Source organism: Streptomyces sp. NPDC048516 (assembly GCF_043199875.1).
Taxonomy (GTDB): Bacteria; Actinomycetota; Actinomycetes; order Streptomycetales; family Streptomycetaceae; genus Streptomyces.
The window spans coordinates 305,447-327,118 of sequence record NZ_JBICWS010000007.1; the positions used below are offsets into that span (position 1 = coordinate 305,447).

Sequence of the window (21,672 nt, forward strand, 5' to 3'; positions counted from 1 at the left end):
GGTCAGACGCAGTCGCGAACCGCGCGGGCGAGGATCCGAAGTCCCTCGTCCAGCTCCTCGGGGGTGGTCGTCAGTGCGGGCAGCAGCTTGACGACCTCGCTCTCCGGGCCGGAGGTCTCGATCAGCAGACCCAGCTCGAAGGCACGCTTGGCGATCTTGTCGGCGACGGGCTTGTCGTTGAGCTCCATGCCCCACACCAGACCGCGGCCGCGGTACTCGGCGATGGCGTCCGGGTGCTCCTCGGCGATGGCCTTGAGGTGTGCCTCGACGATCTCACCGCGGGCGAGAGTCTGCTTCTCCATCTGGCCGTCGGCCCAGTAGGTGTCCAGCGTCGCGGCGGCGGTGACGAACGCCGGGTTGTTGCCGCGGAAGGTGCCGTTGTGCTCGCCCGGCTCCCAGATGTCCAGCTCAGGCTTGAACAGGGTGAGCGCGAGCGGCAGGCCGTAGCCGCTGATGGACTTCGAGACGGTGACGATGTCCGGCACGATGCCCGCCTCCTCGAAGGAGAAGAAGGCACCCGTACGGCCGCAGCCCATCTGGATGTCGTCGACGATGAGCAGCATGTCCCAGCGCTCGCACAGGTCGGCGAGGGCGCGCAGCCACTCGGGACGGGCGACGTTGATGCCGCCCTCGCCCTGGACCGTCTCGACGATCACGGCGGCGGGGGTGTTCAGGCCGGAGCCCTGGTCCTCCAGCAGCCGCTCGAACCACAGGAAGTCCGGGTAGGTGCCGTCGAGGTAGTTGTCGAACGGCATCGGGGTGCCGTGCACCAGCGGGATACCGGCACCGGCCCGCTTCATGGAGTTACCGGTGACGGCGAGGGCGCCCAGCGACATGCCGTGGAAGGCGTTGGTGAAGGACACGATCGACTCGCGGCCCTTGACCTTACGGGCCAGTTTGAGCGCGGCCTCGACGGAGTTGGCGCCCGTCGGGCCCGGGAACATGACCTTGTAGGGCAGGTCGCGGGGCCGCAGGATGATGTTCTGGAACGACTCCAGGAAAGCGCGCTTGGCCGTGGTGGACATGTCCAGGCCGTGGGTGACGCCGTCCCGCTCGATGTAGTCGATCAGAGCGCGTTTGAGCACGGGGTTGTTGTGGCCGTAGTTGAGCGAGCCGGCCCCCGCGAAGAAGTCGAGGTAGGTGTGGCCGTCCTCGTCGGTCATGCGGCTGCCCTGCGCGCGGTCGAAGACGGTGGGCCAGCTACGGCAGTAGCTGCGGACCTCCGACTCCACGGTCTCGAAGACGCTCAGATCGGGCTGGGTGATGGTCACAACATGCTCCTGGGAGATGAGTGGCGAAAAGGATCAGGAAGTCTGGGGGGCTGGGCGGTGCCGGCGGTGTCGCGGGTGTGGTGCCGGGTCCCGCATGGCCGCTGCGGCGCGGTGGCCGCGCGGTCCTGGGAGGCGTCAGTGCTCCGGGCGGGCCGGTGGCTCGAACGGGCCGATGAGGTGCAGCACCTCCGGCTCGTGGCCCTGCTCGGGGAAAAGCCCCGCGTCGAAGAGCACCTCGCGCTTGATCGGCACTGAGTGCCGCTCGGCGAAGGACGCGAACAACCGGTTGGATGCGGCGTTGTCGGGGGTGATGGTGGTCTCGACGAAGCGCATGCCCAGCTCGTCCCTGGCACGGGCGCCGAGCCCGTCCAGGAGTGCGGCCGCCAGCCCCTGGCCACGGTGCGCGTCGTCGACGGCTACCTGCCAGACGACGAGGGTGTCCGGGCGCTCGGGGCGGATGTATCCGGTGACGAAAGCGGCCGGCTCGCCCTCCGTGTCACGGGCGACGACGGAGGTGGCGGCGAAGTCGCGACACCACAGGAGGTAGCTGTACGAGGAGTTGAGGTCCAGCGCCTTCGAGTCGCGGGCGATACGCCAGATCGCGGCTCCGTCCTCCACGCGTGGGGTGTCGAGCTTGAAGCCCTCCGGCAATTCTCTGATATCGCTTCGGGCACCTGCATGGTCTGCTTGTGCGGCGGTCATAGAAATTAAATTTACCCAGGGAAAAAGGAAATTGCATCGTGGGCAGGGGTTACGGAAGCGCCGAAGATGTGTTATCGCGCGGGGGCGCCCGTGCGCGCGGTCCCACCGCCGGATGTCCCGATTTGACCGGGATGTTCGGGGTAAAACGGACACGTTGTGTAGTCGGTCACAGCTCCGTAACGCCCACGAGATCCGTCCGAATTGCGGAACTTGCCACTAGCGAAATCTTGGCGTTTGGGGTGCGGAAAAGCGGGCAGAAGAATACGGGAAGCTGTACGCGCGGGTAATTGGGAATTCGCCCCCGGAAGGCTAGGCGTAAGGCCCATCGAAACCTGCTCGGCAAGCCGATGGCAAGACCCGTGAGAACGTGCGCGAGATGACGTCCCCGAGTATGCCGAGAACGTCGGCGCAAGTGTCGGCAGAACGTACGGAAGGCCTACGGAGAGCGACCGGCATGAAAAGCGCGGCGCGGCTGTGGGTATCCCGGGAATCGGCGGGGGAATGCCGCCTTGCGGCCGGTGTGACGGTACGGGTCACAGCGGCGGGGGCGCCGCCTACAGTGCCCCTATGACGTCCATGAGCGAAGGTGCGGTGCTGCACCTCAAGGGGAGGGTCCTCGTCGGGCCCGACGACGTGCGCGACGAGCTGTGGGTGGTCGGCGGTCGGGTCACCTTCGACCGGCCGGCAATGGCACGGGATGCCACCACCGTGACGGGCTGGGCGCTGCCCGGCCTGGTTGACGCCCACTGCCATGTGGGCCTGGACGCGCACGGCCCGGTGGACAACGCCACCAGTGAGAAGCAGGCGCTCACCGACCGTGATGCCGGCGCGCTGCTGATCCGCGACGCCGGCTCCCCGTCCGACACCCGCTGGATCGACGACCGCGAGGATCTGCCGCGGATCATCCGGGCCGGCCGCCACATCGCCCGCACCAAGCGCTACACGCGCAACTACGCGCATGAGATCGAGCCCGAGGACCTGGTCGCCTATGTCGCGCAGGAGGCCCGCCGCGGCGACGGCTGGGTCAAGCTCGTCGGCGACTGGATCGACCGCTCCACGGGCGATCTGGGCACCTGCTGGCCCCGGGGGGCGGTCGAGGCGGCCATCGCCGAGGCCCACCGGCTGGGCGCCCGGGTGACGGCCCACTGCTTCGCCGAGGACTCCCTCGCCCCGCTGGTCGAGGCCGGCATCGACTGCATCGAGCACGCCACCGGGCTCACCGAGGACACCATCCCGCTGTTCGCGGAGCGTGGCGTCGCCATCGTTCCCACGCTCGTCAACATCGCCACCTTCCCGCGGCTCGCGGCCGGCGGTGAGGGGAAGTTCCCGCGCTGGGCGGACCACATGCGGCGCCTGCACGCACGCCGCTACGACACCGTACGGGCGGCCTACGACGCCGGTGTGCCCGTCTTCGCCGGCACGGACGCCGGCGGCGCGCTCGCCCACGGCCTGGTCGCTGACGAGGTCGCCGAGCTCACCAAGGCCGGTCTGCCCGCCGTGGCGGCCCTCTCCGCGACCACCTGGGGGGCCAGGGACTGGCTGGGCCGCCCCGGCCTCACCGAGGGCGCTCCGGCGGACCTGGTCGTCTACGGCAGCGATCCGCGCGAGGACGTCCGGGTGCTGGCCGCGCCGCTGCGGGTGGTGCTGCGCGGGCAGGTCGTGGGGTAGCCGGACGGTGCCGTGCCGGGGTGCCCGGGCGGGTGTCCCGGCGTCATCCGGCCCGGTCAACCCCGGTCACCCGGACGGTGGGGCCGCTGTGGCGAGGGTGGTGCCCCGTGCCGCAGGAATCGAATAAATGCGCGGAAACCACCCATTGGGATGAACTGACGTCACGTGGCTCCCCGTTCACCCTCCGTGCGGACACGATGTGCGGGTCGAGGTCGTCGGCCCGCGTGATGTCCCCCATTGGCGCGGCCGGCGGCTCCATTTCTCCTGTGAGGGTTCCACACACGTGTCCACCAGTCCCGCCCGCTCCTCCGGCATGCCCCGACGCCTCGCCGCGACCTTCGTCGCCACCGCACTCACGGCCGGTTCCGCCCTCCTGCTCGGCGCCGTGCCCGCGCATGCCACCGGAGATCACGGCCCGGCCCGCGGCACCGCCGACGCGGTCGTGCTGCGCACCGGCCTGAACGTCGGGCTGCTCCACAAGACGCTCGACGTCCCGCTGAACGCCGTCCTCAACGAGGTGCACGCCCCGGCCTCGGCCTCCAGGACCGCGCTCACCGTCCGCCTCGACGGCATCGACCACGGCAAGCCGTTCAGCGTGCTGCGCGCCGATGCCGCCACCGCACGGGCCACCGCCGACCGGCGGAAGACCGAGGGCTACGCCAACCTCGTGAAGGCGAAGGTGCGGGTGCCCGGTCTGGCGCTGCGGTCCCTGGTCGAGGTCCAGCAGGTCACCGCCAAGGCGGTGTGCGAGGCGGGCGAGCGGCCCCGGGCCGAGGCGAACGTGCTGGGTGACGTCGTCGTCCTGGGCAAGCGGGTCAGGCTCACGGCGGGCGGGACGACGGACGTCGAGGTGCCGGGCGTGGGTGAGGTGCGGCTCGACCTGTCACGGAAGAGCGTCCTGTCCAAGAGCGCCGCGGCCACCGCGCTCGACCTCAAGGTCTCCCTCAACCCGTTGAAGCTCGGCGTCGCCGAGGTGCACGGCCGGGTCACCCTGGCCCGGGCCACCTGCACCGCACCGGGCGTCAAGGCGCCCGGGCACAACGGCTCCGGCGGCACCAGCGGTGGCCAGACCGGCGGCACCAAGCCGGACGGCGGTACCGAGCCGGTCGAGGGCAAGGGCACCGAGGTGCACCGGACCGGCACCCAAAACCTCGCGGAGACCGGCGGCAGTTCGGCCACCCCGTACCTCGCCGGGGGCGCGGCCCTGCTGGTCGCCGCGGGTGCCGGGGCGGTCGGCTTCGCCCGGCGGCGCCGCAACGCCGCGCCGGGCGGCCGCGGCTGACGGACCCCGTACGCCGCGCCGGTGCTGTGGGGGCGTCGCGCGCGGCGTACGGCCCGAGGTGCGCCGTACCCGGTCTCGGACGGCCGGGTGCGGCGCACCTCACCCCTGCCGGGGCCATGGAGGGTGCGGCGGGCCGCCGACGCGGTGGCCGGCCCGCTTCCCCCGGCTGTACCCCTTCGTCGGCGCCCCAGGGACTTTGCGGACACGACCTAGCGCAGCACCTCGCCCAGCGCCGCCGCGAACCGGTCCGTCGTGGCCCGGTCCCGTACCGCCAGGCGCAGCCAGCCGGGGCCCAGGCCGGGGAAGGTGTCACCACGGCGTACCGCGAAGCCGCGGGCCCGCAGCGCGGCGCGTACCGCGTCCGCGTCGGGCAGCCGGATCAGCACGAACGGGCCCGCCGCCGGGCCGGACGCCCGGATCTGCCCGAACTCGCCCAGCCGCGCCAGCAGATGTGCCCGGTCCACGGCGATCTGCCCGGCCGCCGCCTCCGCCTCGGCCAGCGCCCGTGGCGTACAGCAGGCCTCGGCGGCGGCCAGCGCGGGGCTGGAGACCGGCCACAGCGGCTGCGCGCGCTCCAGGGTGGCGACGGTGTCCGGGGCGGCCAGCACATAGCCGATCCGCAGCCCGGCCAGCCCCCAGGTCTTGGTGAGGCTGCGCAGCACGACCAGTCCCGGCAGGTCGGTGCGCCCGGCCAGTGCCTCCCGCTCACCGGGCACCGCGTCCATGAAGGCCTCGTCCACCACCAGCGTCCGGCCGGGCCGCGCCAGGGAGGCCAGTACGTCGGCCGGGTGCAGGACCGAGGTGGGGTTGGTGGGGTTGCCGACGACGACCAGGTCGGCTTCCTCCGGCACGGCCGCCGGATCCAGCCGGAAGCCGTCGTGCGCGTCGAGCAGCACCCGCCCGACGTCGTGCCCCGCGTCCCGCAGCGCCGCCTCGGGCTCGGTGAACTGCGGATGCACCACGACCGGCCGGCGGGCCCGCACGGCGCGCGCGATCAGTACGAACGCCTCCGCGGCCCCCGATGTCAGCAACACCCGTTCCACGGGCAGACCGTGCCGGGCCGCGACCGCCCGGCGGGCCGCGCGGCCGTCGGGGTACGCGGCCAGACCGTCCAGGGAGGCGGCGATCCGGGCCTTGAGCCAGGCCGGGGGAGTACCGGTACGGACATTGACCGCCAGATCCGTCAATCCGTCGTCCGCGCCCCGGACTTCGGCATCGCCGTGATGGCGCAGGTCGGGCTCGTGGTCCCGCGGGCCGGGCTCATGGGGCGGTGTGTCCCGGCCGGGAGGCGGTGCGTCCCGGCCGGGCGGCCGGAGCGGGGCGGATCCGGTGTGTGCCGGCATGCTCACCGCTCCCCGGCGTCCGCCGCCACCGCAGCGGTCCGCAGCGCCGTGCCGTCCGTCCCCCGGGCGTCCTCCGCCGCCCGGCAACCGCACGCCCCGCCGTCGGGCAGCGGATCGTCCGCCACCGTCGCGCGGTAGCGTTCCATGACGGCCTCGGCCACCTCGGCCGCGGGACCGATCGCCGCCGCGCCGAACACCTCCGTGCCGGGGTGTGCCGCGGCCCAGCCCTCGGCCTGCAGGTGCAGCCGCTCCAAGAGGCCGCCGGGGAAGAAGAAGTAGGGCAGGACCACGATCCGGCCCGGCCGGCCGGGTGACCCCGCGCCTGCCAGTGCCCGGCACCGGTCCAGGCCCGCCGGCACATCGGGCGCCGCCTGGGAGACGAACGCCGTCTCCACCCCCGCGAAGCCGCGCCCCTCCCACAGCAGCCGCGCGGCCCGTGCCACCTCGGCGTTGGCGTACGGATCGGCCGCGCCGCGCCCCACCAGCAACACCGTGGTGCGGGCCCGGTCCTCGGGCCTGCGGGCACCGGCGGCCAGCGCCTCGTCCAGCCGTCGTTCCAGTACGTCGAGCACCTTGGGGTGGGGCCCCAGTACGGCGTCACAGGCGTAGCCGAGCCCCGGGTGACGCTCCGCCGCCCGCTCCAGCGCCGAGGGCAGCGCGTCCGGTACAGGCCCGGTCGGGGCCGGCAGCAGCGGTATGACGACGAGCCGGGTCGCGCCCCGTCCGACGAGCTCGTCGATGGCGTCGTCCAGCGGCAGGGGAGAGGCCGGCACGCCGAAGAACCCGCCGGCGACGGGCACGTCGGGGTGGCGCTCGCCGAGCATGCGCACCAGCGTGCGCAGCGCCTCGGCTCCGCCTTCGTCACGGGTGCCGTGACCGGCGATGAGCAATGCGGGAGGAGTGGTCACTGGGTCTCCTTGGTACCGGGGGGTGCGCTGCCGGGCGGCGGGTCGCCGGCGACCGCCGTCCGCCGATCCGGGCCACGGCGGGGCGGGTTGGGGGAGGCCATGACGATAACCGCCCCGGTGGCGGGCACGACGGGCGCTCCCTCCCTACCAGCGGTAAGGACACTGTTGTCCGTTACAGCCGGCCCGGCGAGGTGGTGCGCCACGGCCGGCCCGGCGAGCGCACAGGTCGCCCGGGCCGGCGGCGGCGACTTCCGCTTGCCGGCGGCCAGTGCGGCACCCGGACCCGCGGCCAGCAGCGCGGCCGCCTCGGCCACGCTCGGCGTCTTGACGGCGGCCGCCACGGCCGCGGACGGCTCCGGTACCCGTACGGCCGCCAGGGCCGCCGCCGGGAACGACCGCAACGGCACCCCCAGTTCCCTGGCCGCCCCGGTCAGCCCCGGCTCGTCCGCCTTGGCCGCCACCGTCGCCAGGGCGACGACCTGGCGGACGGCGTACCCCGCCGCCGTGCAACTGGCCGTGATCAGCTCCAGCACTACCGACGCCGGGACGCCCCGGCGCGCGCCCACGCCGGCGACCAGCGGCACAAGCGACGACGCGAGCGCCGCCCCGGCCCTGCCGGCCCCGCGGGCCTCGTCGGCCGCCCGGCCCTTCATACCGCGGCGGTCCTCACGCCGAGTTCCCCGCCACGGCGCCACGGGCCGCGCTCGCCACCAGACGCCCGGCCAGCGACGGCTCGGCGGCCCAGTGCACATGCAGATACGAGGCGTGCACCCCGCCGGACACAAAGCCCTCCACCCGCCGCTCCGGGTGCGTCAGTCCCCACGCCGGGTCGGCCCCCGCGCCCGGCTCCAGCGCCGTGCGGTGGAACTCGTGGCCGCGCACCCGGGTCCCGGCCGCCGCCAGCGCGTTGTCCCGCAGCGCCACCGCCTCGCGGTAGCCGAGGGTGAGCCGTTCGGTCATCCGGGACTCGGCGGGCAGTACCCCGCACATCGGCTTCCCGTCCAGCGACCGGGAGAGGTAGAGCAGCCCGGCGCATTCGGCGGAGACCGGCGCCCCGGACGCGGCCAGGGCGGCCACCGCCGTGCGCAGCGGCGCGTTCGCCGACAGATCCGGTGCGTACATCTCCGGGAAGCCCCCGCCGATCACCAGCCCCCGGGTGCCGGGCGGCAGTCGTTCGTCCCGCAGCGGGTCGAAGGCGGCCACCTCGGCGCCCGCAGCGGCCAGCAGCTCGGCGTGCTCGGCGTACGAGAAGGTGAACGCGGGGCCGCCCGCGACGGCGATCAGCGGCCGCTCCGGGGTGGTGACCCCCTCGGCCACGGACAGCTCCGCCGCCGGGTCCCAGGGGGCGTCCGGCAGCTCGGGCACCGTACGCGCCAGCGCCAGCAGCGCCTCCAGATCGCAGCCCGCACGGACCCGCGCGGCCAGCTCGGCCACCGACTCCACCGCCTCGGCCCGCCGTTCGGCGACCGGCACCAGGCCCAGGTGACGTGACGGCGTACCGGCCCGCCCGTCCCGGCGCAGCGCGCCCAGCACCGGCACCCCGGAGGAGTCCATGGCCTCCCGCAGCAGCTCCTCGTGGCGGTCCGAGCCGACCTTGTTGAGGATCACCCCGGCCAGCCGCACCTCCGGATCCCAGGAGGCGAAGCCGTGCACCAGGGCCGCCACCGACCGCGACTGCGAGGAGGCGTCCACCACCAGGACCACCGGCGCCCGCAGCAGCTTGGCCACCTGCGCCGTCGAGGCCAGTTCGCCCCTCCCGGACGCCCCGTCGAACAGCCCCATCACGCCCTCGACGAGCGCGAGATCGGCGCCCGCCGCGCCGTGCAGGAACAGCGGCGCGATCCGGCCGGGCCCGCACAGATAGGCGTCCAGGTTGCGGCCGGGACGGCCGGTGGCCAGGGAGTGGTAGCCCGGATCGATGTAGTCCGGGCCCACCTTGTGCGGCGACACCACGAGCCCGGCCTCGGCGAACGCCGCCATCAGGCCCGTGGCCACCGTCGTCTTCCCCGCGCCCGAGGACGGCGCGGCGATCACCAGCCGGGGGATCGCACCGCCGCTCATTCCGCGCTCACCCCGCTCACCATTCGATGCCCCGCTGGCCCTTCTGGCCGGTGTCCATCGGGTGCTTGACCTTGGTCATGTCCGTCACCAGATCGGCGAAGTCCCGCAGCGCCTCGGGCGCGTCCCGGCCGGTGATGACGACATGCTGGGTACCGGGGCGGTCGCGCAGCACCGAGACCACCTCATCGGCGTCGATCCAGCCCCACTTCAGCGGGTAGCTGAACTCGTCCAGCACCAGCAGCTTGTAGGTCTCCGCGGCGAGATCCCGCTTGACCTGCTCCCAGCCCTCGCGCGCCGCCTCCTCGCTGGAGGCGATGTCGCGCTGGACCCAGGACCAGCCCTCGCCCATCTTGTGCCAGGCGACGGTGCCGCCCTCGCCGGACTCCCCGAGCACCTTCAGCGCCCGCTCCTCGCCGACCTTCCACTTCGCCGACTTCACGAACTGGAACACCCCGACCGGCCAGCCCTGGTTCCAGGCGCGCAGCGCCAGCCCGAAGGCGGCGGTGGACTTGCCCTTGCCCTGGCCGGTGTGGACGAACACCAGCGGGCGGTTGCGGCGCTGGCGGGTGGTGAGCCCGTCGTTCGGTACGACGGACGGCTGTCCCTGCGGCATTACGCGGCCTTCCTGTTGCCTTGTACGGTCCGTACGAGCGCGGAGACGCTGTCCGCGCGCAGTTCGTCGAGGGTGACCGCGGTGCCCTGCAGCTCACGGGCCAGCTCGCCCGCAAGGCCCAGCCGCACCGGGCCCGTCTCGCAGTCCACGACCACCGAAGCGGTGCCCTCGGCGGCCAGCAGGCGGGCCGCGCGGGCGGCGCGCACGACGGGCTCCGGGCCGCCGGTCGCCCGTCCGTCGGTGACGACCACCAGCAGCGGCCGCCGCGAGGCGTCCCGCATCCGCTCCACCCGCAGCACCTCATGGGCCCGCAGCAGCCCCTCCGACAGCGGCGTGCGGCCGCCCGTCGGCAGCTGCTCCAGCCGCGCCGCGCCGGCCTCGACCGACGAGGTCGGGGGCAGCGCCAGCTCGGCGCCGCCGCCCCGGAAGGTGATCATGCCGATCTTGTCGCGCCGCTGGTAGGCGTCCAGCAGCAGTGAGAGCACCGCACCCTTGACCGCGCTCATCCGCTTGCGTGCCGCCATCGAACCGGACGCGTCCACGACGAACAGGACCAGATTGCCCTCCCGCCCCTCGCGTACCGCCTCGCGCAGATCGTCCCTGCGCACCACCAGGCCCCGCCCGTGGCGGCCGCGGGCCCGCTGGTGCGGGGCCGCGGCCTGCACGGTCGCCGCCAGGTGCAGCTTGCCCAGGGCGCCGTGCGGACGCCGCGCCCCGGTCGTCCGGCCGTGCGCGGTCCGCGCCCGCGACCTGCGGCCGTCCGCGCCCTCGCCCAGGCCCGGCACATCCAGCCGCCGGGTCCGGAACGGCTCGCCGGCGCCGACCGCGGCCTTCTCACCGCCCGCGGCGGGGGCGCCCTCCTCGGACTGCTCCGGGGCCGCGGGCTGCTCCTGTGGCCGCTCGGAGCCCTCGGCGCCCTCCCGCTCCTGCTGGTGCGGGAGTTCGGGGCTCTGCGCCGGGGGCGGCTCCTGCGGAGCGCCGTCCCGGCCGTCCTGCGGGGGCGCCTCGCCGCCGTCCGGACCGCCTCCGCCGGGGCCGCCGTCCGGGCCGTCCGGGTCCGGGTCGTCCTCGCCGTCCGTGCCGTCGCCGCCCGTGTCCTCGTCCGCCCCGCCGAACTCCTCCAGCGTCCGGTCGAGCTTGTCCTCGTCCAGGCCCGGCGCGTCGAAGGGGTTGCGGCGCCGGCGGTGCGGCAGCGCCAGCAGCGCCGCCTGGCGTACGTCCTCCTCCAGGACGTCGGTCCGCCCCGCCCAGGCGGCCAGCGCCGTGGCCGTACGCGCCATCACGATGTCCGCGCGCATCCCGTCCACCTCGAACGCCGCGCAGGTCGCGGCGATCTGCCGGAGCGCCGCGTCGCCCAGCGTCACGCCCGGCAGCAACTCCCGGGCCGCGGTGATGCGGTGGCGCAGCGCGTCCTCCTCGGCCGCCCAGCGTGCGGCGAAACCGGCCGGGTCGGCGTCGTACGCCAGCCGGCGCCGGACCACCTCCACCCGCTGGCCGGGCTCGCGCGAGGCCGCGACCTCGACGGTGAGCCCGAACCGGTCCAGCAGCTGCGGCCGCAGCTCGCCCTCCTCGGGGTTCATCGTGCCGACGAGCAGGAAGCGGGCCGCGTGCCGTACGGAGACACCTTCGCGCTCGACGTACGAGGCGCCCATGGCGGCCGCGTCGAGCAGCAGGTCCACCAGATGGTCGTGGAGGAGGTTGACCTCGTCGACGTAGAGGATTCCGCGGTGCGCATCGGCCAGCAGGCCCGGTTCGAAGGCCTTCACGCCCTCCGACAGCGCCCGCTCGATGTCCAGCGCGCCGACCAGCCGGTCCTCGGAGGCACCGACGGGCAGTTCGACCATCCGCGTCGGGCGGTCCTCGGCGGCACCCGCCTCGTGCGGCCCGTCGGGGCAGCCGGGGTCGGGCGCGGCCGGGGCACAGGCGAAGCGGCAGCCGCTGATCACGTCCACCTGCGGCATCAGCGCCGACAGCGCACGCACGGCGGTGCTCTTGGCGGTGCCCTTCTCCCCGCGGACCAGCACCCCGCCCACCGCGGGGCTGACCGCGTTCAGCAGCAGCGCCAGCCGCAGATCGTCCATGCCGACCACCGCGGTGAAGGGGTACTGCGGGGCGGTGGCGGTGTGGTGAGCGGTAGTCATGCGGTGTCGTCCTCCAGGTCGTCGGGCGGCTGCGTCATCTGCGTCCTCTGCGTCGGTCGCGGTCCTCCACCGCGTACCCTCATGGCGCCCCCGGAGGCACGAACGGCAGCCCCTCCGGTACTCCTTCCTCGATCAGCCGCAGCAGCGCGCCGGTGTCCGCGTGCTCCTCGATCAGATCGCCCAGCCGGTCGAGCTGCTCCTCGCGCAGGGCGGCGAAGGCGGTGCCGGGGGCCGGTACGAACGCCCTCCCCGCGTCCGCCGCGACGCGCCGCAGGAAGGCCCGCCGGAAGCCGTCGCTCTCCAGCGAGCCGTGCCAGTGCGTGCCCCATACGGAGCCGGCCCGGCACCCGTCCAGGCTGCGCCCTTCGCCATCGGACATGAACGCCTCGTCCCCGCCGGTCACTTCGGCGACGCCGTGGTGGATCTCGTAGCCCGCCACCGGCTCGCCCAGCGCCTCGCCGACCGGCCGCGCCAGGGTCTTCTCCACCGCGAACCGTACGCGCACGGGCAGCAGCCCCAGCCCGTCGACCGTCCCTGCCTTTGACTCCACGTCGTCATCGATGCGTTCGCCCAGCATCTGGAAGCCGCCGCAGATGCCCAGCACCGGGCGGCCCTCGGCGGCCCGCCGGACGACGGCGTCCGCCAGTCCGCGCTCGCGCAGCCACTGCAGCGCCCGGACCGTGCCCCGGGTCCCCGGCAACACCACCAGGTCCGCGTCGGCCAGCTCCTCGGCCCGGTCCACGAACCGCACCACCACGCCCGGCTCCGCGGCCAGCGCGTCCACGTCCGTGAAGTTCGACATCAGCGGGACGGCACAGACCGCCACCCGCAGCACCTGGGCGCCGTGCGGCGGAGCCACCACGCTCTCGCGCACCGCGCCGCGCAGCGACACGTGCAGCCCGTCCTCCTCGTCGATGCCGAGGCCGTGCGAGAAGGGCAGCACGCCCAGCGTCTGCCGCCCGGTGAGGCCCCGCAACATCGCAAGCCCCGGCTCCAGCAGCGTCACATCGCCGCGGAACTTGTTGACGAGATACCCCGCGACCAGCGCCTGGTCCTCCTTGGACAGCAGCGCGGTGGTGCCGAAGAAGGAGGCGAACACCCCGCCGCGGTCGATGTCACCGACCACCACCACCGGGATCCGGGCGGCCCGCGCCAGGCCCATGTTCACGAGGTCGGTACGCCGCAGATTGATCTCGGCGGGACTTCCGGCGCCCTCGCAGATCACCGCGTCGTGGGTACGCCGCAGCTCGGCCAGGCAGTCGGTGACCGTGCCGAGCAACTGCTCCTGGCGGCCCTCGTGGTAGCCCCTGGCACTGAGCTCGCCCACCGGTTTCCCCAGCAGCACCACCTGGCTGCTGCGGTCGCTGCCGGGCTTGAGCAGCACGGGGTTCATCAGCGCGGTCGGCTCCACCCGCGCCGCGGCCGCCTGCATCGCCTGGGCCCGCCCGATCTCCGCGCCCTCGCGGGTGACGAACGAATTCAGGGACATGTTCTGCGCCTTGAACGGCGCCACCCGCACCCCCTGCCGGGCCAGCCAGCGGCAGATCCCTGCCGTCACCACGCTCTTGCCGGCGTCGGACGTCGTGCCGGCCACCAACAGGCCACCGCCGACGGCCCCGCCCGATGCCTTGATGCGCCCGTTCACCGGGTCCTCCTCATGCGCCGGGACTCCGGCTGTCGTGAGCCGTACGCGCCAGTGCACGCACGGCCCTGCGCGATACCGCACCCGCGGCCGGGCGGGCGGTGACCACCGGGGACCGCCGCAGCGCCCCGGCCGCCAGCCGCGCCGCCACCGTGGTCGCCAGCGCAAGGACACTCACCCGGCGCGAGAGCCGCACCGCCCGTTCGATGTCGGGCACCGCGACCGGCGGCGCCCCGTCGTTGAGCACCGGCCGGTGCTCGACCCGTCCGCCGTAGGCCAGCGTGCCGCCCAGCCGTACGCCCAGCGCGCCCGCGAACGACGCCTCCACAGGGCCCGCGTTGGGGCTCGGATGGGCGCCGCCGTCCGCCCGCCAGGCCCGCAGCGCACCGCGCCGGTCGGGACCCGCGAGCACGGTGAGGGCGGCGGTCAGCCGGGAGCCGGGCCAGCCGGCGACGTCGTCGAGCCGGGCCGAGGCCCAGCCGAAGCGGCGGTGGCGCGGCGACTTGTGCCCCACCATCGCGTCCAGCGTGTTCACCGCCCGGAACGCCACCAGGCCGGGCACCCCGCCCAGCGCGCCCCACACCAGGGCGCCCACCACGGCGTCCGAGGTGTTCTCGGCGACCGACTCCACCACCGCGCGGGCCATCTGGGACCCGTCCAGGGCCTGGGGATCGCGGCCGCACAGATGCGGCAGCCGCTCCCGCGCCACGTCCAGATCACCCGCCGTCAGCGCACCACCGACGGCCCGGGCCTCCCGGCCGAGCGAGGTGCCGCCCAGCACCGCCCAAACCGTCGCCGCGGTCAGCGCGATCCGGGCGCCGCCGCGCAGGGAAGGTGGGACGGCCGCCCGTACGGTGCGCTCCAGCAGCGCGGCCCCGGCGGCGGCCCCGCCCGCACACAGCACGGCGTGCGCCGCTCCGTATCCGCGGTGATCGCGCCACAGCCGGCGTTCGACGGCGCTCGCGGCCCGGCCGAAGGCGGCCACCGGATGGCCGCGCCGTGGGTCCGCTGCGATCAGGTCGCCGAGAAAGCCGAGGGCCGCGCCGCACGCATATCCCGCGTGTTCGCCGCGCACCGGTCAGACCGCCGCGCAGGCGCGCCCAACGGGCCCTGTGGCGGCGGGCAGTGGAGATCTAACAGGGTGGCCGGGCATGGCGGTGTGTCCTCACTCAGGGTCCGCGCCCTGGCTCGACGTGACGGCGACAAGAGTCTCCTGGCTCCCGGATCGGCGAGTCCTCCGGCCTTCCAGTCCCTCGCGTACGTCATCCGACGTATGCGAGGCGGACCGTGGCCTTCGCTGGAGGATCGCTCCCCGGTGACAGTGGCGGGACCGCGCCGGATTCGCACCGGACTTCCTCAGCTGTCGCCGAATGGCTTTGGCAGTCCACCACGCCCCGCGAATGCCCGTCAACTCGCCCTTGACCTGCGACGCTGTCCTGTGGCACGCGTTGTGGTGCACGCCACAGCGTGGCGATGAGGTCACGGACGGTTGCCCGTGCCCCTGATCTCACGTCACTATCTGGTGGTGCACGGTGGCGACGGGGCCGCCGGAAGGGGGCCGGGGGATGCCGCAGAGCGCTGACCGTCACGAGATCCGCCTGAGGATCACGGGCACGAACAATCCTGACCAGGACATCGAAGACCTCAAGGCCTGGCTGGAGCGCGAGCCGTGGCTGGACGGGCCCGGCCACGGCTGGCTGCTCCGGCCGCGTTCCGAGGACGGGAGCGACGACGGCCCCGGTGACATGGCCGCCGGCCTCGACGACCTGATCCTGGTCATCATCGGCGCCGTCACCGGCGAGATCACCAAAAGTCTCACCATCGCCCTGCAGGAGTGGCTGCGACGGCGCCGGGAGGAGCGCGGCACCGGCGAGCGGCCCGCCGTCGCGGTCGGGGCCGGCGACGGGGACCTGCGCGCGCTCGACGACGCGGGCCCGGGCACGGCCTCCCCCGAACACCCCGATCCCGGCAGCCCGGCGGACGGGAGCGGCAGCCCCGCCGGGGACTGAGCCGGATGTCCGAATACGACGCACGGGGCAAGGTCAACCGGGCGCTGCTGATCAGCGTCGACGACTACCGCACGCTGCGCCCGCTGCCCGCGGTGAAGGACAACGTCCGCAAGCTGGAGCAGGCCCTGCTCGCCCCCGGCACCGACCTGTTCACCAAGGGCGAGGTCGTCACCTGCCGGCCCCAGGAGCCCTGGGAGGTGGAACAGGCGCTGGACACCGTCGTCCAGGAGGCGCGCGGACTGCTGCTGGTGTACTTCTCCGGCCACGGCCGGGTGGGCAACGACGGCGGCAATCTGCACCTCATGGTCGGTGCCTCGGAACGGCGGCACAAGACCGTCTCCTGGCAGGACACCGTGCTGTCCTATCTGGACAACGCCCGGGCCGACCGCATCGTGATCGTCCTGGAGTGCTGTTACGCCGGCAACGCGAGCGAGGCCTTCCACTCCTGCCGCCACCCCACCTCGCTGCTGATGGCCGCGCAGCCCAACCGCCGGATCTTCAGCGGGGAGGAGCCCACCGGGGGCAGCGTCTTCAACCGTGCCCTGGTCCAGATCCTGGAACGGGGCATCCCCGGCAAACGGTTCGTCACCTTCGAGGACCTGGTCCGGGCACTGCGGGAACAACTGGCCGGTGAACGGACCCCGATGGGCGACGTCTGGGAACCGCGCTCGGCGAAGCAGAACACCGTCGACGACGTCATCCTCTCCTTCGCCACCCCCGAGGCCCGCCCGCCGACCCCGCTGCGGGTCCGCTTACGCCGCCGGCTGAAGTCGTCCTTACGGCACTGGACCGGAATCCTGCTGATCCTGGCGGTCATCTTCGTACCGGCCACCGCGGGTGTCGTCCTGCTCCGGCTCCCGAACGACGCGGCGCCCTGTCCGCCCGCCCTCGAACTGCGGCTGCTCACCGCCCCCGAGGCCGAACCCGCGCTGCGCCAGGCCGCCTTCGACTACGAGCTGTCCGAGACCAACACCCGGCCCCTGACCGGCGAGGGCGACCTCCCCGACGGCTGCCGGCGCGCCCAGATCACCGTCTACTCCGCCGCCCGGGACCAGGTCGACCAGGGCTTCGCCGCCGCCGAGCGCTGGCAGGGCGAGGCCCTGGGGACCGGGAGGACCCGGCCGGCCGACAAGGGCCTCGACCCCCTCAACCGGCCCGGACCACAGCCCGACATCTGGATCCCCGAGTCCACCGCCGACTACTACGAGGCGCGCCGCGGTATGCCCGCCACGAGCTCCCCGGCGACCCTGCACTACAGCGCCCCCGTCGCCTACACCCCGCTGGTCGTCGGCATCCCGGAGAACCGGCGGCTGGACGACGTCGAACCGGCCGACGCCTCCTGGCCGGATCTGCTCACGCAGACGGACGGCAGCCACCACGACCTCAGACTCCTGCGGCCCAGCCCGGTGCTGTCCGGTACCGGTCTGCTGCACACCCTCGGCCTCTACCTCGCCCACGACGGCCCGGGCGGCGCCTCGACGGGAGCGCCCGACCTCACCCTCGCCCGGCAGGCCGAGGAGCGGCTGTCCGCCCCGGGCAGCCAGTACGCGGGCAGCACCGAACTGCTCTGTTCGCTGCGGCCCGACACCGGCACCGACGCCGCCGGCTCCGTCGACCGCACGAAGTCCGCGCCCCTGGTGTCGGAGAAGTCCCTCGCCGACTACAACCTCGGCCACGCCATCGGCAGTTGCCCGGCCCGTCCGTCCGCGCTCCCGTTCCGCAACCGCTACCTCGCCTACTACCCCGAGAACGTCCCCGCGCTCGACCACCCCCTGGTCCGCGTCGACTGGCAGGGCGCCACGGACGCCACCGTGCGGCAGGCCGCCGTCGCGAGCTTCGCCGGCTGGCTGCGCGCCCCCGACGGCGGGCAGCGCACCCTCACCGCGCAGGGCTACCGCGGGGTGCGGGAGGCGAGCCCCCCACCGGGCTCACCGCTGCGGGACAGCCGCGCGGACGTCCACCCCGTCGGACAGGTCGTGCCCTTCACCGCCGGCCCGGAGCAGGTCTCGCAGGTGCTGGACGGCTACGACAAGGCGCAGAAGTCCAGCCAGGTGCTGATCCTCATGGACACCTCCACCTCCATGGCGGACGGCGGCAGGCTCCCGGTCGCCCTGAGCGCGGCCGGACGCGCCCTGGAGATGACCGGCCCGCGCCACACCTACGGCCTGTGGGCCTTCCCGGACCGCGCGCACCCCGCCGACGCCGACGCGGTGCGCGAACTCGTCCGGCTGGGCAGCGCCGACCCGGCCCGGGGCAAGGCCGCGCTGGACCGGATCGCCGGCGGCGGACTGGTCGAGCACGGCGCCGCGATGGAGGAGGCGCTGACCCGTGCCCTGCGCACGATGAAGAAGTCCCCGGCCACCAACAAGGCCATCGTGCTCCTGCTCGACCAGGACGACGGCGCGGGGCGCCGTGCGGCGAGCGTGGAGCGGACGCTCAGCGCCCTCCTCGAGGAGAAGCCCGACGTGCCCATCCTGGCGCTGGTGATGGGCCGGTCCGGCTGTGACACCTTCGCCTTCCGGCAGCTGGCCGGCGCCTCGCACGGACAGTGCGTGCCCGCCGGCCCGCAGGCCGTCGACACGCTGGCCGGCCGGATCGCCTCCATCGGCACGGCCGCCAAGGGGGACCGATGACCGCTGTACGCACCACCGCGCCCGCCGCCGCGGTATGTCTGCTGCTGACGCTGGCGGTGAGCGGCTGTACGCCGGGGGAACAGGACGTCCCGGAGAAGGGCGCGATCGTCTTCGCCACCGGCAGCGACCTCAGCAGCTCCGGTATCCGCCAGGATCTGATCCGCGCCTGGGAGAAGGAGCACGGCCGCACGGTCCGGATCGTCGAACTCCCCGACACCGCCGACGGCCAGCGCAGCCAGCTGCTGGCGGCGGGCCAGTCCGGCAACGGCGGGTACGACGTGCTCAACCTCGATGTGGCCTGGACCGCGGAGTTCGCCGAGGCGGGCGTGATCCGGCCCTGGCCCGCGAGCCTGGACGGGGACTTCCTCGGCAGTGTGGCCAAGACCGTGGAGTACGACGGCAAGGTGTGGGGGGTGCCCTTCAACACCGACGCCGGGCTCCTGTACTACCGCAAGGACATCCTGCGCGCCTACCACCACGACGCCCCGTCCAACTGGGGCGAACTGAAGGACATGGCGATCGAGGTGACCCAGGACTACAACCGCAAGGCGGCCCACGACGCCGCCGCCGGCAAGAAGAAGCGCCCCACGATGTACGGCATGGTCGCCCAGCTGCGGCCCTACGAGGGGCTGACCGTCAACACCCTGGAGTCGGCCTGGGTCTACGGCGGCGACCCGGAGGCCACCAGCTTCACCAAGGGCGAGCAGGTCGGCGCGCTGCAACTGGGCGTCGCGGAGCTCAAGAACCGGCTCGACTCGATCATGCCGCACGAGGCCACGGCCATGGACGAGACGGAGAGCCGCCGCTGGTTCGCCGACGGCCGCGCGCTGTTCATGCGCAACTGGCCGGTCGAGTACGCCTCGGTCGCCCGGAAGCTCACGCCGGGCAAGGAGTTCGACGTCACCCAGCTGCCCGCCCGCCCCGGCGACGGCAAGCGGATGTCCGTGCTGGGCGGGCAGAACCTCGCGATCTCCGCGGGCAGCAAGCGGCCGGCCGGCGCCCGGTCCCTGATCGAGGCGCTGACCGGAGCGGGCAGCGAACGCTGCCTGCTGGAGCGGGGATTCGCGGCCACCCGCGACTCGGCGTACCGGGACGGGCCCACGGCACCGCGCTGCCCGCTGCCGCCCCGCGATGCGGAGCGCGGCGGCCCGGGAGCACCGGAGCCGCGCCCCGACCCCCGCACCCTGCACGAGGCGCTGCTGGCGGCCGAACCGCGCCCGCGCAGCGCCCACTACCAGACCTTCAGCAAGGTCGTTCAGCTCGGGGTGTCCGCCTTCCTCAACGGCCGCGGCGGCACGGCCATCGCGGACCGGCTGGCCCGGCAGGCCGATGACGCGCTCGGCGGACGGGGCGCACCGACGACGAGGCGCCCGGCGGACGACGGCTGATGCCGTGGTCCGCCGGGCGCCTCGCGCTGTCCGCTGCCCGCGGCTGGGTCAGGCGGCGACGATCAGATAGATGCCATAGGCCACCGCCGCCGCGCACAGGGCGAAGGCCGCCACCGCGCCGGCCCGCGCCCCCGCGGCCGGTGCGGCGACCGCGGCCGCGGCGCCTTCCGGCTGCGGCTTGCGGGCGGTACCGACGATGCCGACGGTGAACAGGCCCACGATCCCGACCGTGACCGCGAGGGTGACGCCGAAGACCTGGCCGAGAGCTGCCCAGTCGATGCTCATGGAGTTCCTTATCAGGTGATGACAGCTAGCGGGAGACCGTCGCGGCCTTGGGACGCGGGGCGGATGTCGTGTGGGTGCCGGCACCGGATCCCTGAGCCGGGATCCCGGCGGTCTTAGGGGCGTCGGCCTGCTGGGCGTCGGCCGCCGGGGCGTCGGCCGCCGGGACGTCGGTCACCGGGGCCGGCTGGCCCGCCGGGGGAGGGGAGACGGTGCGCAGCGCGGCGGTCACCACGCCCACCGGCTCCGCGGCCGGGCCTTCGTTGACATTGGTGTGGTCGATCGGCTTGCGCCGGGAGGCGGCCCAGATCGCACCGCAGATGCCCAGGGCGAGGACGGCCACCGCCGCGACCCCCCAGGTGCCCTGGCCGGCGAGGAACGCGGCGCCCGCCGCGACCAGACCCGCGGCCGGCAGCGTCAGACCCCAGGCCAGGACCATCCGGCCGGCCGTGGACCAGCGCACCACGCCGCCCTTGCGGCCCAGACCCGAGCCCATCACGGAACCGGAGCAGACCTGGGTGGTGGAGAGCGCGAAGCCGAGGTGGGAGGAGGCCAGGATGGTGGCCGCCGCGCCGGTCTGGGCGGCGAAGCCCTGCGGCGGCTGGATGTCGGTGATGCCCTTGCCCATCGTGCGGATGATCCGCCAGCCGCCCAGGTACGTACCGAGCGCGATGGCGAGACCGGCCGAGGCGATGACCCACAGCGGCGGGTCGGCGTGCGGGGCGACCACACCGCCGGTGATCAGCGCGAGGGTGATCACACCCATCGTCTTCTGGGCGTCGTTGGTGCCGTGGGCGAGGGAGACCAGGGCGGCGGAGGCGATCTGACCCGCGCGGTAGCCCTTGGCGGTGTCCGCCTCGTCGCGGTTGCGGGCCAGCCGGTAGGTGAGCCGGGTCGCCGCCATCGCGGCCAGGCCCGCCACGATCGGGGCGGCCACCGCAGGGATGAGGACCTTCATCACGACGGCGTCGCCGTGCACCCCGTTGGTGCCGACGGACACCAGGGTGGCACCGATGAGACCGCCGAAGAGAGCGTGGGAGGAACTGGAGGGGAGCCCCGCGAGCCAGGTCAGCAGGTTCCAGACGATGGCGCCGACCAGGCCGGCGAAGATCACTTCAGGTCTGATGCCGGCGCTCTCGTCGATGATCCCGCCGGAGATGGTCTTGGCCACCTCGACGGACAGGAACGCACCGACGAGGTTGAGCCCTGCCGACATCGCCACCGCGGTCTTGGGTCGCAATGCCCCGGTGGAGATGGTGGTGGCCATTGCATTGGCCGTGTCGTGGAAGCCGTTCGTAAAGTCGAACACCAAGGCCGTGACGATCACGATCCCGATGAGAAGCGTGATGTGTTCCATTCACCCAGGCAATCAGTTCGAAGGTCAGTGTCGTTGGGACCGTACGGAGAGCGGGTGAACGGAAAGTGAACTGGGACGGGCGCGATGATGACGCCCCCGCAGTGTTCACGGGGAGGAGTCTCACGCGTCACTTCCGCCTCACCCGTTGGCGAACTTGATGAGCTGTGCCGGCCGGCCGTTCCCGCGGGGGCGCCGTGCGCCGGCTCCCCGGCGACGTCAGCGGAGAACCAATACAAGGTGATCTGTCTCCGGCCAATCCTCCACAAAGGGGCAGATATCCCTATATGGCGGATGCCGGACGGGCGGGCCCCGGCGTACTCCGCCCCGGCCTGCTCGTACGGTGTCGCGCACTGCATCTGCCACTCGCCGCAC

At 73.7% G+C, this 21,672-nt stretch carries 17 protein-coding genes and 1 riboswitch; of the genes, 5 read left to right on the top strand and 12 right to left on the bottom strand.

The genetic code is table 11. The features are described 5' to 3' along the window. Positions 1–2 precede the first annotated feature (2 nt). On the bottom strand, positions 3–1,271 hold the full coding sequence (ectB, locus tag ACGFR7_RS17095) for a diaminobutyrate--2-oxoglutarate transaminase (RefSeq protein ID WP_088797091.1): 1,269 nt from the start codon (positions 1,269–1,271) through the stop codon (positions 3–5). 135 nt (positions 1,272–1,406) lie between these two features. Then, the gene (gene ectA, locus ACGFR7_RS17100) at positions 1,407–1,973 is read right to left on the bottom strand and encodes a diaminobutyrate acetyltransferase (protein WP_393319228.1); all 567 of its coding nucleotides are present in this window, start codon (positions 1,971–1,973) and stop codon (positions 1,407–1,409) included. A 576-nt stretch (positions 1,974–2,549) separates the two neighbouring features. On the opposite strand from ectA, the gene ACGFR7_RS17105 reads away from it, so the two are divergent. After that, positions 2,550–3,641 carry an amidohydrolase family protein gene (locus tag ACGFR7_RS17105; protein WP_393319428.1) on the top strand — a complete coding sequence of 364 codons (1,092 nt, stop codon included), beginning with the start codon at positions 2,550–2,552 and terminating at the stop codon, positions 3,639–3,641. Between the two features lie 313 nt (positions 3,642–3,954). Further along, positions 3,955–4,923 carry an SCO1860 family LAETG-anchored protein gene (locus tag ACGFR7_RS17110; RefSeq protein WP_393319431.1) on the top strand — a complete coding sequence of 323 codons (969 nt, stop codon included), beginning with the start codon at positions 3,955–3,957 and terminating at the stop codon, positions 4,921–4,923. A gap of 209 nt (positions 4,924–5,132) precedes the next feature. Here the strand turns inward: ACGFR7_RS17110 and cobC are convergent, their stop codons facing one another. The 8 genes from cobC to ACGFR7_RS17150 form a co-directional block, all read right to left on the bottom strand. After that, positions 5,133–6,266 carry an Rv2231c family pyridoxal phosphate-dependent protein CobC gene (gene cobC, locus ACGFR7_RS17115; protein ID WP_393319230.1) on the bottom strand — a complete coding sequence of 378 codons (1,134 nt, stop codon included), beginning with the start codon at positions 6,264–6,266 and terminating at the stop codon, positions 5,133–5,135. 2 nt (positions 6,267–6,268) lie between these two features. Further along, positions 6,269–7,174: a sirohydrochlorin chelatase gene (locus tag ACGFR7_RS17120; RefSeq protein ID WP_393319232.1), complete on the bottom strand. Its 906-nt coding sequence runs from the start codon at positions 7,172–7,174 to the stop codon at positions 6,269–6,271. Beyond that, entirely contained in the window at positions 7,171–7,827 is a 657-nt protein-coding gene (locus ACGFR7_RS17125) for a cobalamin biosynthesis protein (RefSeq protein WP_393319234.1), read from the bottom strand. The genes ACGFR7_RS17120 and ACGFR7_RS17125 overlap by 4 nt, the downstream gene beginning before the upstream one ends. A gap of 13 nt (positions 7,828–7,840) precedes the next feature. Then, a complete protein-coding gene (locus tag ACGFR7_RS17130; protein WP_393319236.1) occupies positions 7,841–9,235 on the bottom strand; it encodes a cobyrinate a,c-diamide synthase in 1,395 nt (464 codons plus the stop codon). 16 nt (positions 9,236–9,251) lie between these two features. Further along, positions 9,252–9,848: a cob(I)yrinic acid a,c-diamide adenosyltransferase gene (gene cobO, locus ACGFR7_RS17135; RefSeq protein WP_393319239.1), complete on the bottom strand. Its 597-nt coding sequence runs from the start codon at positions 9,846–9,848 to the stop codon at positions 9,252–9,254. Beyond that, positions 9,848–11,989 (bottom strand): putative cobaltochelatase, encoded by a 2,142-nt coding sequence (locus ACGFR7_RS17140; protein WP_393319242.1) that lies wholly within the window; start codon positions 11,987–11,989, stop codon positions 9,848–9,850. The genes cobO and ACGFR7_RS17140 overlap by 1 nt, the downstream gene beginning before the upstream one ends. A gap of 79 nt (positions 11,990–12,068) precedes the next feature. Continuing rightward, positions 12,069–13,634, bottom strand: a complete 1,566-nt coding sequence (locus ACGFR7_RS17145; protein ID WP_393319245.1) for a cobyric acid synthase — start codon at positions 13,632–13,634, stop codon at positions 12,069–12,071. Positions 13,635–13,644: 10 nt separating this feature from the next. Continuing rightward, positions 13,645–14,706, bottom strand: a complete 1,062-nt coding sequence (locus ACGFR7_RS17150) for a cobalamin biosynthesis protein (protein ID WP_393319248.1) — start codon at positions 14,704–14,706, stop codon at positions 13,645–13,647. Positions 14,707–14,837: 131 nt separating this feature from the next. Next, positions 14,838–14,990: riboswitch (cobalamin riboswitch) on the bottom strand. 206 nt (positions 14,991–15,196) lie between these two features. Between ACGFR7_RS17150 and ACGFR7_RS17155 the strand changes: the two genes are divergently transcribed. The 3 genes from ACGFR7_RS17155 to ACGFR7_RS17165 are packed head-to-tail and all read left to right on the top strand — an operon-like array spanning position 15,197 to position 19,661. After that, positions 15,197–15,640, top strand: a complete 444-nt coding sequence (locus ACGFR7_RS17155) for a hypothetical protein (protein WP_393319250.1) — start codon at positions 15,197–15,199, stop codon at positions 15,638–15,640. Positions 15,641–15,645: 5 nt separating this feature from the next. Beyond that, a complete protein-coding gene (locus ACGFR7_RS17160; protein WP_393319253.1) occupies positions 15,646–18,273 on the top strand; it encodes a caspase family protein in 2,628 nt (875 codons plus the stop codon). Beyond that, on the top strand, positions 18,270–19,661 hold the full coding sequence (locus ACGFR7_RS17165; protein WP_393319256.1) for an extracellular solute-binding protein: 1,392 nt from the start codon (positions 18,270–18,272) through the stop codon (positions 19,659–19,661). The genes ACGFR7_RS17160 and ACGFR7_RS17165 overlap by 4 nt, the downstream gene beginning before the upstream one ends. A gap of 48 nt (positions 19,662–19,709) precedes the next feature. Here ACGFR7_RS17165 and ACGFR7_RS17170 read toward each other — a convergent pair whose 3' ends face one another. Then, entirely contained in the window at positions 19,710–19,946 is a 237-nt protein-coding gene (locus tag ACGFR7_RS17170; protein ID WP_393319259.1) for a hypothetical protein, read from the bottom strand. Between the two features lie 25 nt (positions 19,947–19,971). After that, positions 19,972–21,300, bottom strand: a complete 1,329-nt coding sequence (locus ACGFR7_RS17175) for an anion permease (RefSeq protein WP_393319262.1) — start codon at positions 21,298–21,300, stop codon at positions 19,972–19,974. Positions 21,301–21,672 lie beyond the last annotated feature (372 nt).